This is a genomic window from Bosea beijingensis (assembly GCF_030758975.1).
Taxonomy (GTDB): Bacteria; Pseudomonadota; Alphaproteobacteria; order Rhizobiales; family Beijerinckiaceae; genus Allobosea; species Allobosea beijingensis.
This window is the reverse complement of sequence record NZ_CP132359.1, coordinates 2,922,693-2,935,053: the sequence shown is the minus strand read 5'-3', so window position 1 is coordinate 2,935,053 and position 12,361 is coordinate 2,922,693. Positions and strand designations below refer to the sequence as shown.

14 protein-coding genes are annotated in these 12,361 nt (G+C 66.5%); 4 read left to right on the top strand and 10 right to left on the bottom strand.

Annotated features, from left to right (window positions below; translation table 11 throughout):
* Positions 1-10: 10 nt before the first annotated feature.
* From Q9235_RS14100 to Q9235_RS14085, 4 genes are read left to right on the top strand one after another with little or no spacing between them, the layout of a single operon-like run.
* On the top strand, positions 11-1,054 hold the full coding sequence (locus tag Q9235_RS14100; RefSeq protein ID WP_306222401.1) for an ABC transporter substrate-binding protein: 1,044 nt from the start codon (positions 11-13) through the stop codon (positions 1,052-1,054).
* Positions 1,051-2,736, top strand: a complete 1,686-nt coding sequence (locus Q9235_RS14095) for an ABC transporter permease subunit (RefSeq protein WP_306222400.1) — start codon at positions 1,051-1,053, stop codon at positions 2,734-2,736. Before Q9235_RS14100 ends, Q9235_RS14095 begins: the two co-directional genes overlap by 4 nt.
* Before the next feature lie 10 nt (positions 2,737-2,746).
* Positions 2,747-3,547, top strand: a complete 801-nt coding sequence (locus tag Q9235_RS14090) for a creatininase family protein (RefSeq protein ID WP_306222399.1) — start codon at positions 2,747-2,749, stop codon at positions 3,545-3,547.
* A 34-nt stretch (positions 3,548-3,581) separates the two neighbouring features.
* Positions 3,582-3,968: a RidA family protein gene (locus Q9235_RS14085; RefSeq protein WP_306222398.1), complete on the top strand. Its 387-nt coding sequence runs from the start codon at positions 3,582-3,584 to the stop codon at positions 3,966-3,968.
* Between the two features lie 28 nt (positions 3,969-3,996).
* Here the strand turns inward: Q9235_RS14085 and Q9235_RS14080 are convergent, their stop codons facing one another.
* The 10 genes from Q9235_RS14080 to phnC all read right to left on the bottom strand — a co-directional run bounded on the left by Q9235_RS14080 (position 3,997) and on the right by phnC (position 12,328).
* Positions 3,997-4,728 carry an amino acid ABC transporter ATP-binding protein gene (locus tag Q9235_RS14080; RefSeq protein ID WP_306222397.1) on the bottom strand — a complete coding sequence of 244 codons (732 nt, stop codon included), beginning with the start codon at positions 4,726-4,728 and terminating at the stop codon, positions 3,997-3,999.
* Complete coding sequence (locus Q9235_RS14075; protein WP_306222396.1) at positions 4,709-5,362, bottom strand: amino acid ABC transporter permease; 654 nt, start codon at positions 5,360-5,362, stop codon at positions 4,709-4,711. Before Q9235_RS14075 ends, Q9235_RS14080 begins: the two co-directional genes overlap by 20 nt.
* Positions 5,362-6,021 carry an amino acid ABC transporter permease gene (locus Q9235_RS14070; RefSeq protein WP_422678375.1) on the bottom strand — a complete coding sequence of 220 codons (660 nt, stop codon included), beginning with the start codon at positions 6,019-6,021 and terminating at the stop codon, positions 5,362-5,364. The genes Q9235_RS14075 and Q9235_RS14070 overlap by 1 nt, the downstream gene beginning before the upstream one ends.
* Positions 6,022-6,161: 140 nt before the next feature.
* On the bottom strand, positions 6,162-6,965 hold the full coding sequence (locus tag Q9235_RS14065; RefSeq protein WP_422678190.1) for a transporter substrate-binding domain-containing protein: 804 nt from the start codon (positions 6,963-6,965) through the stop codon (positions 6,162-6,164).
* A gap of 88 nt (positions 6,966-7,053) precedes the next feature.
* Positions 7,054-8,031 carry a 2-hydroxyacid dehydrogenase gene (locus Q9235_RS14060; protein ID WP_306222394.1) on the bottom strand — a complete coding sequence of 326 codons (978 nt, stop codon included), beginning with the start codon at positions 8,029-8,031 and terminating at the stop codon, positions 7,054-7,056.
* Positions 8,032-8,050: 19 nt separating this feature from the next.
* Positions 8,051-8,812, bottom strand: a complete 762-nt coding sequence (locus Q9235_RS14055) for a GntR family transcriptional regulator (RefSeq protein WP_306228269.1) — start codon at positions 8,810-8,812, stop codon at positions 8,051-8,053.
* 184 nt (positions 8,813-8,996) lie between these two features.
* Positions 8,997-9,902 (bottom strand): TIGR01459 family HAD-type hydrolase, encoded by a 906-nt coding sequence (locus tag Q9235_RS14050; protein ID WP_306222393.1) that lies wholly within the window; start codon positions 9,900-9,902, stop codon positions 8,997-8,999.
* Positions 9,880-10,710: a phosphonate ABC transporter, permease protein PhnE gene (gene phnE / locus Q9235_RS14045; protein WP_306222392.1), complete on the bottom strand. Its 831-nt coding sequence runs from the start codon at positions 10,708-10,710 to the stop codon at positions 9,880-9,882. The genes Q9235_RS14050 and phnE (Q9235_RS14045) overlap by 23 nt, the downstream gene beginning before the upstream one ends.
* Positions 10,707-11,513, bottom strand: a complete 807-nt coding sequence (phnE, locus tag Q9235_RS14040) for a phosphonate ABC transporter, permease protein PhnE (RefSeq protein ID WP_306222391.1) — start codon at positions 11,511-11,513, stop codon at positions 10,707-10,709. The genes phnE (Q9235_RS14045) and phnE (Q9235_RS14040) overlap by 4 nt, the downstream gene beginning before the upstream one ends.
* The gene (gene phnC / locus Q9235_RS14035) at positions 11,510-12,328 is read right to left on the bottom strand and encodes a phosphonate ABC transporter ATP-binding protein (protein WP_306228266.1); all 819 of its coding nucleotides are present in this window, start codon (positions 12,326-12,328) and stop codon (positions 11,510-11,512) included. Before phnC ends, phnE (Q9235_RS14040) begins: the two co-directional genes overlap by 4 nt.
* Positions 12,329-12,361 lie beyond the last annotated feature (33 nt).

The window sequence follows — 12,361 nt, the reverse complement described above, 5'->3', positions numbered from 1 at the left end:
AGTGCCAGCCGTGACGCCTTCCCGCAGGACCTTCAACAAGCTGGTGCTCGGCGCCGGCCTCGCCGCGCCCGTGCATTTCATTACGCCGGTCCGCGCCCAGCCCAAGAAGGGCGACGAGCTCGTCGTCGGCATCTGGGGCGGCGCGCAGGAGCGCATCGTGCGCGAGCATGTCGAGAAGCCGCTTGTCGAAAAATACGGCTGCAAGGTCAGCTATGTCCTCGGCAACACGCTGGAGCGGCGCGCCCGTGCCTATGCCGAACGCGGCCGGCCGAGCTTCGACGTGATCTATCTCAACATCTACGAAAGCCGCGAGGCGCTGCAGGCCAAGGTCACGCAGGCCCCGAGCAAGGCCGTGCCGCAATACGAGCATCTCTACGAACCCGCCAAGATCGGCGGCTACGGCGTGGCCTTCAATCCCTGCACCATCGTCTATGACGGCCGCAAGGCGAAGAAGCCGGTCACCTCCTGGAAGGATATCTGGAACGACGAGTGGAAAGGCCGCGTGAGCTGGCCCGAAGGTCTCGGCACCGAAGGCATCGCCGCGCTGATGATGACGGCGCGGACCTTCGGCGGCACCGAGAAGGATTTCGACATGGTGATCCAGAAGGTGAAGCAGCTCAAACCTTTCGCCGCGATCCATTCGAGCCAAGTCCAGCTCTACGACATGTTCGACCAGGGTATCTGCGATATCGGCGTCGAATTCGCGTCCTTCACCCGCAAATATGCCGAGACCAAGAACCCCAACATCGTCATCGCCGACCCCGTCGAGGGCCAGGCCATCTCGATGAATGTCGGCTGCATCACCGAGGGCACCCGCAACCAGGTCCTGGCCGAGGAGTGGATCAACCTCCACCTGTCCGAGCCCTGCATGCTCGCCTTCGCCCGCGAGATCTACTACTCGCCGACCGTGCGAAACATCACCATTCCCGCCGACCTCAAGGGCAAGGTGCTCGCCGGCGACGACATCGCCAAGATGGTCGATTTCGACTGGGCCTATATCAACGCCAATCGCGCGGCCTGGCAGCGCAAGATCGACCGCGAGATCGCCGGATGACCGGCTGGAAAGGACCGGCGCTCTCCGCGCCGGTCACGCTCTGGTTGCTGCTCGCCTTCGCCGCTCCGCTGGCGGTGGTGATCCTGCTCTCGCTCCAGGCCGGTGGCGACCCGTTCGCGCCGTTGATCCAGCCGCTGTCGCTGGCGCAGTTCACCGAGATCGCCGGGGACGGCTTCTACTTCCAGGTTCTCAGCGAAACCATCCTGATCGGCCTCGCCACCACGGCGATCTCGGCAGTGCTCGGCTATCCCCTCGCCTACTGGCTGGCGCGGATGCCGGTGCAGTGGCGCGCCCTCGCCTTCGCCGTCATCCTCATTCCGCTCCTGACCAATGTCGTGGTGCGCTCGCTCGGCGTCATGCTGCTGCTCTCGCCGGACGGGCTGATCAACAGCGCGCTCCGGCTCGTCGGCCTGCCGACCGCCACCCGGATGCTGTTCACCCATGGCGCGGTCGTCGTCGGACTGGCACAGGTCTTCATGCCCTTCATGGTGATTGCGCTCTACGACACCATGCAGAGTACCTCGCCGCGCGTCCACGAGGCCGCCGAGAGCCTCGGCGCCGGTCCAGCCATACGCTTCCTCACCGTCGACCTGCCGCTCTCCCTGCCCGGCCTGCGTTCGGGCACCGTCATCGTCTTCCTGATGTCGACCACGGCCTATGTCTCGGCGACGCTGCTCGGCGGCAAGAAGGTCATGACCATCGGCATGCTGGTGATGCAGGAGGCAGTCGCCAATCTCAATGCTCCGCTCGCCTCGGCGCTGGCGATCGTCGTCACCCTGACCGGCCTGATCTTCGCCGGGCTCTGCACATGGGGACTCAACCGTGCAATGCCCTGGCGCGCTGGCAAGCCGGGCGAGCCCGTCTCCCTGCCCGGCTGGTTCGTCACGCTGGCCGAAACGCTCGGCCCCACCCTGTCGCGGCTGCTGCTGACGGCGAGCATCGGTCTGCTGCTGCTGCCGCTCGGCCTCGTCGTCGTCCAAAGCGTCAACGACGTGCCCCTGGCGACAGCCGCCGGCTTCCGCGGCTTCACCTGGAAATGGTACGAGCAGGTTCTGTTCGGCGGCTCCTATACCGCCTCCTTCCTGGTCTCGCTCCAGCTCGCCGTGGTCTCGGTGCTGGTCGCGCTGGCGCTGGCGACGCCGGCCGCCTTCGCGCTTGCCCGTTATCCTTTCGCGGGGCGCAGCGCGCTGCTCGCCTTCTGGCTCCTGCCGCTTTCGCTGCCGCAGATCGTCATCGGCGTCGGCATGCTCAAGCTGCTGCAGGTCTATGTCGCGATCCCCGCCTTCCTCGGCCTCGTCGGCATCCATGTCGTCATCGTCCTGCCCTTCGTCATCGCGCTGCTCACCACCTCGGTGCAGGCGCTCGACCGGGCGCAGGAGGAGGCGGCGGACAGCCTCGGTGCCGGCCCGGTCCGGCGCTTCCTGATGGTGACGCTGCCCGCGCTGGCGCCCGGCCTGTTCGCGGCCGGCGTCATCGGCTTCCTGATGAGCTTCGGCGAGGTCACCGTCACGAGCTTCCTGACCACCGCGCGCATGACCACGCTGCCGGTCCGGATCTATTCGGAAGCGACCACGCTCGAACCCACCGCCCATGCCATCTCGGCCCTGCTGATCGTCGCGACCGTCGTGACGCTCTGGCTGGTCGGGCGCGTGGTGCGGCTCGACAAGCTCTACGCCCGCTGAGGAGAAAGCCGTGAAACGCTACTGGTCCGACTATACCAGCGAGGCCTTCTCGCAGCTCGACCACGGCAAGCTGATCGCCGTCCTGCCGGTCGGCGCCACCGAGCAGCACGGTCCGCATCTGCCGCTCTCGGTCGATGCCGCCGTGGTCGGCGGCGTCGTCGAGCGCCTCGCCCGCAAGCTGCCGGAGGAGAGCCCGGTTCTGTTCCTGCCGCGCCAGTCGATCGGCAAGAGCAACGAGCATGCGCGCTATCCGGGCACGCTGACCCATTCGGCCGCGACGCTGATTACCATGTGGTGCGAGATCGGCGCCTGCGTTGCGGCATCCGGCGTGCGCAAGATGGTGCTGCTCAACAGCCATGGCGGCAATATCAGCACGATGGACATCGTCGCCCGCGAACTGCGCGTGCGGCACAACATGCTGGTCTTCAGCGTGAGCTGGTTCGGTCTCGGCATGCCAGAGGGGCTCTATTCCGACCATGAGATGCGTCATGGCATCCATGCCGGTGACATGGAGACCTCGGTCATGCTGGCGCTGGACGCTCCCAATGTCGTGATGGAGAAGGCCCAGGATTTCCGCCCGGCAACCACGGAATGGGACGATCGGTTCCGCCATATCGCTCTCGGCGGCGGCGCCAAGCCGGGCTGGCAGGCGCAGGATCTCAACCCAGCCGGTGCCTGCGGCGACGCCACGCTTGCAACCGCGGCGAAGGGCGAGGCGACGCTGGATTTCGCCGTCGACCGGCTGGTCGAGCTTCTCGGCGAGGTCGAGCGCTTCCCGCTCACCTCGCTTAATACCCGGCCCGCATGGTAACTAGCCGCCCGATATGCCTCTGGATCAACAGCTCATGAAACAGCCGCTCACGCCCGCTTCGCTCGCCCCGCCCTTCGGGCAGTATTCCCACGGCATGAAGGCGGCGGCGCAGGGCGTTCTCGTCACCTCCGGCCAGCTCGGCGTGGCCGCGGACGGCAGCGTCCCCGAGGATGCTGGCGAGCAGGCTCGCATCTGCTTCGAGAGCATCGCCGCGATCCTGCGCGAGGGCGGCTTGTCGATGGCGAATGTCGTGCGCCTCAACGCCTTCGTCACCGACCGCCGGTACATGCCGGCTTACATGAAGGCACGCGACGAGGCTCTGGCCGATTGCCCGGTCAAGCCCGCCTCGACGCTGCTCGTCGTCGCCGGTTTCAGCCGGCCGGAATTCGTGGTCGAGGTCGAGGCGACGGCCGTCTACTGACCGGGCGAGCCGTGTCAGTAACGGGCGCTCAGTGAGCGCCCGCCTTGACGAAATTGGCGAGCTCCGGCGTCTGCGGATTGGCGAAGAGCTCCTTGGACGGTCCGCTCTCCCAGATCAGCCCCTGATGCATGAAGACGGTGGTGTCCGCCACGGTACGTGCGAAATTCATCTCGTGCGTCACCAGCAGCATGGTCATGCCGCCCTTGGCGAGCTTCTCCATCACCAGCAGCACTTCGCCGGTCAGTTCCGGATCGAGCGCCGAGGTCACCTCGTCGAACAGCATCACCTTGGGCTGCATCGCCAGTGAACGGGCGATCGCGACGCGCTGCTGCTGGCCGCCGGAGAGGTTGTCCGGGTAGCTGTCGAACTTCTCGGAGAGGCCGACCTGCGCCAGCACCTCCTTGGCGAGCGTCAGGGCCTGCGCCTGCGGCACGTTCTTGGTGATGCGCGGCGAGAGCATGATGTTCTGCCCCACCGTCAGATGCGGGAACAGGTTGTAGCTCTGGAAGACGATGCCGACATCCTTGCGCAATTCGCGCAGCTTCGTCGGGTCCTGGGTCATCGTGTGGCCGGCGACCTCGATCTTCCCGGCATGGAAGCTCTCGAGACCGTTGATGCAGCGCAGGAGCGTCGATTTGCCCGAGCCCGAGCGACCGATGATCGCCACGACCTGCCCGGCATCCACGCTGAGCGAGACGCCTTTCAGCACCTCCAGCGAGCCGAAGCGCTTGTGGATGCCTTCAATGAGAACGGCTGGCATTCATCACCTTTTCGAGATGGCGGCTGAGCCGGGAGAGCGGGAAGCAGATCGCGAAATAGATCGCCCCGACCAGCGTGAAGATCTGGAAGGCCTGGTAGGTCGCGTTGTTGACCAGCATGCCGGCGCGCATCAGGTCGACGAAGCCCACGACCTGCACGATCGAGGTATTCTTCACGAGCTGGACGAGGAAGCCGACCGTCGGCGGCAGCGAGATGCGCACCGCCTGCGGCAGGATGACATGGCGATAGGTCTGCGCCGTCGTATGCGCCAGCGAGGCCGAGCCCTCCCATTGCTGGCGCGGCACGGATTCGATCGAACCGCGCCAGATCTCGGCGAGATAGGCCGAGACATAGATCGAGAGCGAGGCCGAAGCCGCGAGGAAGGGCGGCAGTTCAATGCCGAGCGCCGAGAGCCCGTAATAGCTCATGAACAGCACCATGAGCACCGGGATCGACTGGATCACCAGAATGTAGCCGGATGCGAAGCGGCGCAACCAGCGCAGCCGCGACAGGCGCATGATCGCGAAGGCGCCCCCGATGATGCTCCCGATGAAGAAGGCGATCGCAGTCAGCGCCAGCGTCCAGCCGGCGGAGCGCAGGATGAAGAGGGCCTCTGGCCAACCGAAGGTCTGCATCAGGCGGCCTCCCCATGCGCTTCGGTGAGGCGGGCGAGGCCCGAGACCTGCGGGAAGAGCTTCCGGCCGAGCCAGTTCAGGAAGAGTTTGAACGAGAGCGCCATCACCAGATAGAGCACGGTGACGACGATGTAGGTCTCGAACGAGCGGAACGTATCCTGCTCGATGATCGCCGCCGTGCCCGACAATTCTTGCACCGAGACGAAGGAGCAGATGCTGGAAGCCAGCATCATCAGCACGAACTGGCTCGACAGCGCCGGCCAGACCCGGGCGAAGGCCGGCTGCAGCACGACGTGCTTCAGTACCTGCCACCGGGTCATGGCGAGCGCGAGCCCGGCCTCGATCTGCGATTTATGGATGGAGTCGACGCCGGCGCGGATGATCTCGGTGGCATAGGCCGCGAGATTGAGCGTCATCGCCAGCAGGGAGGCTTCGAGCCCGTTGAGGCGGATGCCGATCTGGGGAAGCCCGAAGAAGATCATGAAGAGCTGCACCAGGAACGGCGTGTTGCGCATCAGCTCGACATAGGCGTCGACGATATAGCCAGCCCATGCGCCCGCGAGGCTGCGTAGCGCGGTCAGCGCGGTCGCCAGCACGAGGCCGAGCGCGATCGCGACGAAGGACAGCACGATCGTGAGCCAGACCCCGTTCAGGATCATCGGCCATTTGGAAAAGACGTCTTGGAAGAGCAAAGGCGCGCTCCTTCGTCCGGGAAGGTCGACGAGGGGTCTCCGGCGCGCTCAGCTTGCGCGCCGGGACATCAGCGGATCCGATCGGAAAATCCGATCGCGACGTCGGATCAGAAGGTCGGGAGCGGCGGCAGCGGGCTGCCGACCCACTTCTGGGCGATGGCGTCGAGCTCGCCGTTCTGCTTGACGTAGTAGATGAAGTTGTTGAGCCACTGGCGCAGCTCATAGGCGTCCTTGCGCATGGTCATCGAGTTCGGCTGCACGCCGAAGACGAACTTGAGCTCGGTCTCGGTCTCGCCGCGCGCCTTCATGGCAGCGTTGGCCTGCGCGTCCGGGCCGGCGATGGCCTCGACCTGGCCGGAGAACAGCGCCTGCATCGTGGTGGCGTCGTCCTCGAAGCGCAGGATCGTGAGGTTCAGTTCCTTCTCGCGATTGGTGAACTCGCGCTCGACGCTGGAGCCGCGGTTGACGCCGACCTTCTTGCCCTTGAGATCGGCCCAGGTCTTGATGGCGACGCCCTTCTTGGCATAGACGCCGGTCTGGAAGGCGCTGTACGGGATCGAGAACATCACCGCCTTGGCGCGTTCCGGGGTCGGCGCCAGCGTGGCGACGAGGAAGTCGACCTTGTTGGCTTCCAGCGCCGGGATGCGGGCCGGCGGGGTGAGCTGAACCATCTCGACCTTGACGCCGAGATACTTGCCGATGAGCGCGATGACGTCTGCATCGTAGCCGATGGCATTGCCCTGAGAATCGACCGAGCCGTAGGGCGGCGCGCCGATCAGCACGCCGATCTTCACCGAGCCGCGCTTGATGATGTCGGTCACCGACTGGGCCGAGGCCTGGCCGGCGGCGAGCATGCCGGCGCCGAGCGCGAGAGCCATGCCGGCAATCTTGAGATGCTTGAGCAGTTTCACCTGATGTCTCCTCTGATGCGGCGGCGCCGCTTGTCTTGGCCCGGCTTCTTGTGGCCGGTTGTTGAAGAACCTGATTGCCCCGGGCGCGTCAGGCGCTGGCGCGCACGACGTTGACGAGCGGTTCGCCGGCGAAGCGGCGCTTGATGTTCTCGGCAATGACCCCCTGCCGGCGGCTGATCGTGCCGCTGGTCCACCCGGACATGTGCGGCGTCATTAAAACGTTTGAAAGCTCATGGAAAGGCAGATTTGCGGGCAGCGGATTGCTGTCCCCAACGCTGGGGTAGCGGTACCAGGTGTCGATGATCGCCCCGCCGATCCGGCCGGCCTTCAGGGCGTCGAACAGGGCCTGCTCGTCGATGGTCGGGCCGCGCCCGACATTGATCACCACGGCGCCCGGCCGCATCGCGGCGAAGGCGGCGGTGCCGACAATCCCCTTGGTCTCCGCGGTGAACGGCACGGAAACGACCACGGCATCGACCGAAGCGCAGAATTCCGCGAGCGCATCGAGCGTGAAGGCGCGGTCGACCAGCGCAGAAGACGGCACCGCGCTGCGATTGGCGACATGAACCTTCATCTCGAAGGCCTTGGCCCGCGCCGCGATCGCCTTGCCGATATGGCCGAAGCCGAGGAGGCCGATAGTCTGGCCGGCGATCTCGCCATGAACGCGTTCCGGCGCACCGGCCCAATAAGCCCAGTCGCCCTGCCGCAGGCGCCGGTCGGCATCGGCGAGCGGGATGTTGCGCGTCAGCAGCGCCGCCATCACGTATTCGGCGATCGCCTGCTCGTGCCCGAAGCAGTTGCAGACGGCGGCCGATGCCGGGAGCGCCACAAGATCGACCATGTCGTAGCCGGCGCCGGGCACATGGAACAGCTTGAGCCCGGCGGGCTGCGGCAGATCGGCACCGAACTTCACGCCGACGATCACTTCGGCCTCGGCATAGGCTTGCTGATCCGCCCCGGCTTCGAGATGGTCGGGCAGGAGGCTGATCTCGGCCTTGTCGCCGACCAGCTCAGCGAAACCGTGGCTGAAAGAAGCGGCGTTCTCGCCGTGGAAGACAATGCGCATGGTCCGGTGGTTCCTTCCGTCAGGTCTTCAGCAGCGGCTCGACCCGGCAATCCAGCAGGGACGGGTCGATCGCCGCTTCCAGTTCGTCGAACATGCCGTCCACGAAGCCGATCAGCGCGTCCGAGGCCGCGACGGCCTCATCCGCGCGCCGCGCCGCAATGGCGTTCAGGACCGCGATATGATGGTCGATCGACACCGCCAGGCTCACCCGCTGCGGCATCGCGCTGTGATAGATGAAGCCGATGCGCCGGAAGATCGTGTGCAGCGGGCGCAGCGTATGCTGGAGGAAGGGCTCTGCCGCGGCCGCCAGGACCGTTTCATCGATCCGGCGATCCAGCGTGTTGAAATCGGCGAGGCTCAGGCTGTCCCGGCGCTCGCGCAACAGGCGCTCGATATGCAGGAGCTGGTTACGATGGGAAGGCCCGGCCCTCTCCGCCGCGAGCCCGATGACGAAGCGCTCGAGATCGCGCCGCAGGCGCAGCAACACACGCTCCCGCGCCAGATCGATCGGCGCGATCTGAAGGCCATGGCGCGGACGGACGACGATCAGGGTGTCCGTCGCCAGCCGGTTGACGGCGTGATGGACCGGCGTGCGGCCATAGCCGGTCATATCCTGCAGGTCCTGAAGCGACAGCAGGCGGCCTGGCGGAAGCTCGCAGGTGATCAGCAGCGCCTCGATGCGCTCATAGGCGAGTTCGAACAGGTTGACGCGATTGCGCCGCTTCGGCGCCGGCGCCTCGCCCGTCTCGGCCTGTTGGGGCTGGGCCGCGTTGCGCGCCATTCCCGGTTTCCTCCACGAAGGCGCTCTTGATCGGCGCCCGTTGAGGGGAAGCGTAGACATGTTGTGAAATTTTACAAGAGGATGGTTTCTCTGACTGACGTGGAGAATTTGCGATGCGGAAGCAGCGCGCGCCACGCGCTTTCATGCGAACGGCGTCAACCCGATCGACGTCCGCGTGTTCGGATCAGCCCCAGGCGAACCAGGACAGGCCGTAGCGCGGCTGCAGGCCCTCGCGCGTGAACAGCCGGCGGCAGCTCTCGGGATCAACCTCGCCGTCTCCGCTCCAGTCGAGATCGCCGCGATGGATGCCGCCTGCGATGAAGGCCACATCGATACCAGCCCCCGCCGCGCCCGCGACATCATGCTCCAGCGAATCCCCTATGGCGAGCAGGCGCTCGGCCGGGAGATCGAGATAGCGCAGGCAGCTCCGGTAGATCCGCGGATGCGGCTTGCCGTGGTAATGCACCGTGCCGCCCATCTCCTCGTAGATCAGCGCGGCCAGCCCCGGCGCTTCGTGAAGCGTGCCGTCGGCATGGACACGGTAGCGGTCGGGATTGCCGCAGACCATCGGCAGGCCGCGCCGCAAGGCCTGCTCCAGCACCGGTTTCCATCCTGCGACCGACTGTGTGTCGGGGTCCATGCTCATCACGAACAGGAAATCGGCCGCCTCCGGCGCCTCCACCAGCGTCAGGCCGAGCCCGGCCGCCAGACGATCCTCGCCCGGCCGCGCCAGCAGCAGGCAGCGCGAGCCGAGAGCGCGATAGGCCGACTCGGAACGCTCCAGCAGCGCCTCGCGCGCATCGTCACCCGCCGAAGCGACGCGATCATAGAGATCGCGGGGAAAGCCCATGCTGGCGAGCACGGCCTCGTTGTCGCGGCCGCTCCGGCCGGAATTGGACAGGATGATCACGGCCTTGCCCGCAGCCCGCAGGCGTTCGAGGCAGGCGACCGCATCGGGATAGGGCCGCGTGCCGTCATGCAGCACGCCCCATTGGTCGAGCAGGAAGCCGTCATAGCGGTCGACGAGCGCGGAGAGGCCGCCGGGAAAGGCGGTCTCGCCCCGCGGTTCAGACAATGCGGGAGCGGACATAGGCCGAGAGCGCCTCGCTGATGATGACGATGCCGAGGATGGCGATCAGGATCACGATCGCCTGCGACCAGGCGAACTGGTTGATCGAGGCGTAGAGCAGGAGCCCGATGCCGCCCGCGCCGACGAAGCCGAGCACGCTCGACTCGCGCACGTTGATGTCCCAGCGATAGATCGAGGTGCCGATCAGCACAGGCAGGATCTGCGGGAGGATGGCGACACCATAGACCTGCAAGGTGCTGGCTCCGGTCGATTCCACCGCCTCGATCTGGCCGGCATCGACCTCCTCGATCGCCTCGGCGACGAGCTTGGCGATGAAGCCGATGGAACGGGCGGCAACCGCGCAGATGCCGGCGACCGGTCCCGGCCCGAAGATCGCGACGAAGAGCAGCCCCCAGATCACCGTATTGATCGAGCGCGACAAGACCAGCATGGCCCGGCCGATCAGCCAAGTCGCCTGGTTGTAGGTGGTGTTGCGCGCGGCGAGGAAGGCGACCGGCAGCGCGAAGACGATGGCGATCATCGTGCCGAGCGTCGCGATATGCAGCGTCTCGATCAGCGGCTGGACGATGCGCGGCAGATAGGACCAGCGCGGTGGCCACATCCGCGAGATCAGGTCGGCCGCCTGCTCATGCGCGTCGGCGAAGAAGGCCCATTCGATGTCGAGCGCCGAGACCGACCAGGCCGCAGCGATGGCGATACCGCCGAGCCAGATCCACTGCACGATGCGCTCGCGCAGCGAATAGCGTTCCCACTGGTCGGGATAGCGGCGCATCGGCGCGCGGTCCTGCGGGAGCGGGTGCGCGGTCATCTCAGCCTCCGCCGGGCCCAGTCGCTGAACCATTCGCCGAAGGCGACCATCACCGCGATCGTCAGCAGGATCGCGCTGGCGAAGTCGAAATCATAGCGCGAGAACGAGGCTGAGAGCGTCTGTCCGATGCCGCCGGCACCGACGATGCCGATCACGGTCGAGTGCCGGAGATTGGAATCGAGCCGGTAGATCAGCACGCCCAGCGTCTTGACCAAGACCTGCGGCACGACCGCGTAGAAGAAGGTCTGGCCGAAGCTCGCGCCGGTGGCACGGATCGCCTCGACCGGGCCGGGTTTCATGTTCTCGATATCCTCGGCCAGCATCTTGCCGAGGAAGATCGCCGAGGAGAAGGCGAGCGTCAGCAGCCCGGCGACCGGGCCGAAACCGAACAGTTTCACGAAGAAGATCGCAATGATGACCTCGTGGAAGGTCCGGCCGGTGACGATGAAGCCGCGCGCCAGCAGATAGAGCGGGCGCGGCGAGAGGTTTGCCGAAGCCGCGATGCCGATCGGGATCGACAGCACCGCGCCGATGATCGTCGCGGCAATGGCGATCTGCACGCTCTCGACCATGCCGGTCAGCAGCAGCTCCCAGCGGCCGAAATCCGGCGGGACCATCCGCGCCAGGATCGTCCAGGCGCGCGGCAGGCCGGCGAGGATGCGGGCCGTGTCGACATTGAGCGTCGAGAGCGACCAGACCAGATAGGCGGCAACAAGAGCCCAGAAGGCGAGCCGCCGGCCGGGGCTGCCGAAGATGCTCGGCGCCCGCCAGCGAGTGGGATAAGCTGCGGCAGCCGTCGTCATGACAGCGCGCCGACCTGTGCTGTCGCGGCGGCCGGCACGGCGGGAGCCTCGTCGTCATCGTCCTGCGGGGTCGACCAGTCTTCCTCGCCATAGATCCGGGTCAGCGCCGCATCGGTCAGGGCCGCGGCCTCGGCGTCGAACACGATCAGCCCGTCCTTCATGCCGATGATGCGGTCGGCATGGGCGCGGGCGAGCGCGACGTCGTGGATATTGATGATTGCCGGAGTCTGGCGCTCCGCCACGAGCTCGCGCACGAGGCGCATGATCTGGCGCGAGGTCTTGGGGTCGAGGCTCGCTGTCGGCTCGTCGAGCAGCAAGAGGTCCGGCCGCTGCATCAGGGCGCGCGCGATGCCGACGCGCTGGCGCTGGCCGCCGGAGAGCGCATCCGCGCGCTGGTTGTGATAGCCGTCGAGCCCGACACGGTCGAGGAGCGCGAAGGCGGCCTGGATATCCTCGGGCGGGAAGCGGTAGCGCAACGAGGCGAAGAGCCCAGTATAGCCGAGCCGCCCCGAGAGCACGTTCTGCATGACGCTGAGCCGCTCGACCAGGTTGTATTCCTGGAAGATCATGCCGATCCGGCGCCGCGCCGCGCGCAGGCCCTTGCGGTCGAGCGCGACGATATCCTCACCGTTGAGCCTGACGCTGCCAGCCGTCGGCTCGACCAGCCGGTTGATGCAGCGGATGAAAGTGCTCTTGCCGGCGCCGGACGAGCCGATCACCGCGACGAGCTGCGGCCGGTCGATCACGACATCGACGCCGCCCAATGCCTTCTTGCCGGTCGGATAGACCTTGGTCAGCCCCGCGACGGCCAGCAGCGGAGCGCCACCGGCCGCAGCCCCAGAAACAGC

Coding starts and splice junctions, on each gene's coding strand:
- Q9235_RS14050 (WP_306222393.1), bottom strand. CDS start 9,902: ATGTCCGCTCCCGCATTGTCTGAACCGCGGGGCGAGACCGCCTTTCCC.
- Q9235_RS14095 (WP_306222400.1), top strand. CDS start 1,051: ATGACCGGCTGGAAAGGACCGGCGCTCTCCGCGCCGGTCACGCTCTGG.
- Q9235_RS14070 (WP_422678375.1), bottom strand. CDS start 6,021: ATGATCCTGAACGGGGTCTGGCTCACGATCGTGCTGTCCTTCGTCGCG.
- Q9235_RS14060 (WP_306222394.1), bottom strand. CDS start 8,031: ATGCGCATTGTCTTCCACGGCGAGAACGCCGCTTCTTTCAGCCACGGT.
- Q9235_RS14055 (WP_306228269.1), bottom strand. CDS start 8,812: ATGGCGCGCAACGCGGCCCAGCCCCAACAGGCCGAGACGGGCGAGGCG.
- Q9235_RS14085 (WP_306222398.1), top strand. CDS start 3,582: ATGAAACAGCCGCTCACGCCCGCTTCGCTCGCCCCGCCCTTCGGGCAG.
- Q9235_RS14075 (WP_306222396.1), bottom strand. CDS start 5,362: ATGCAGACCTTCGGTTGGCCAGAGGCCCTCTTCATCCTGCGCTCCGCC.
- Q9235_RS14080 (WP_306222397.1), bottom strand. CDS start 4,728: ATGCCAGCCGTTCTCATTGAAGGCATCCACAAGCGCTTCGGCTCGCTG.
- phnE (WP_306222391.1), bottom strand. CDS start 11,513: ATGACGACGGCTGCCGCAGCTTATCCCACTCGCTGGCGGGCGCCGAGC.
- phnE (WP_306222392.1), bottom strand. CDS start 10,710: ATGACCGCGCACCCGCTCCCGCAGGACCGCGCGCCGATGCGCCGCTAT.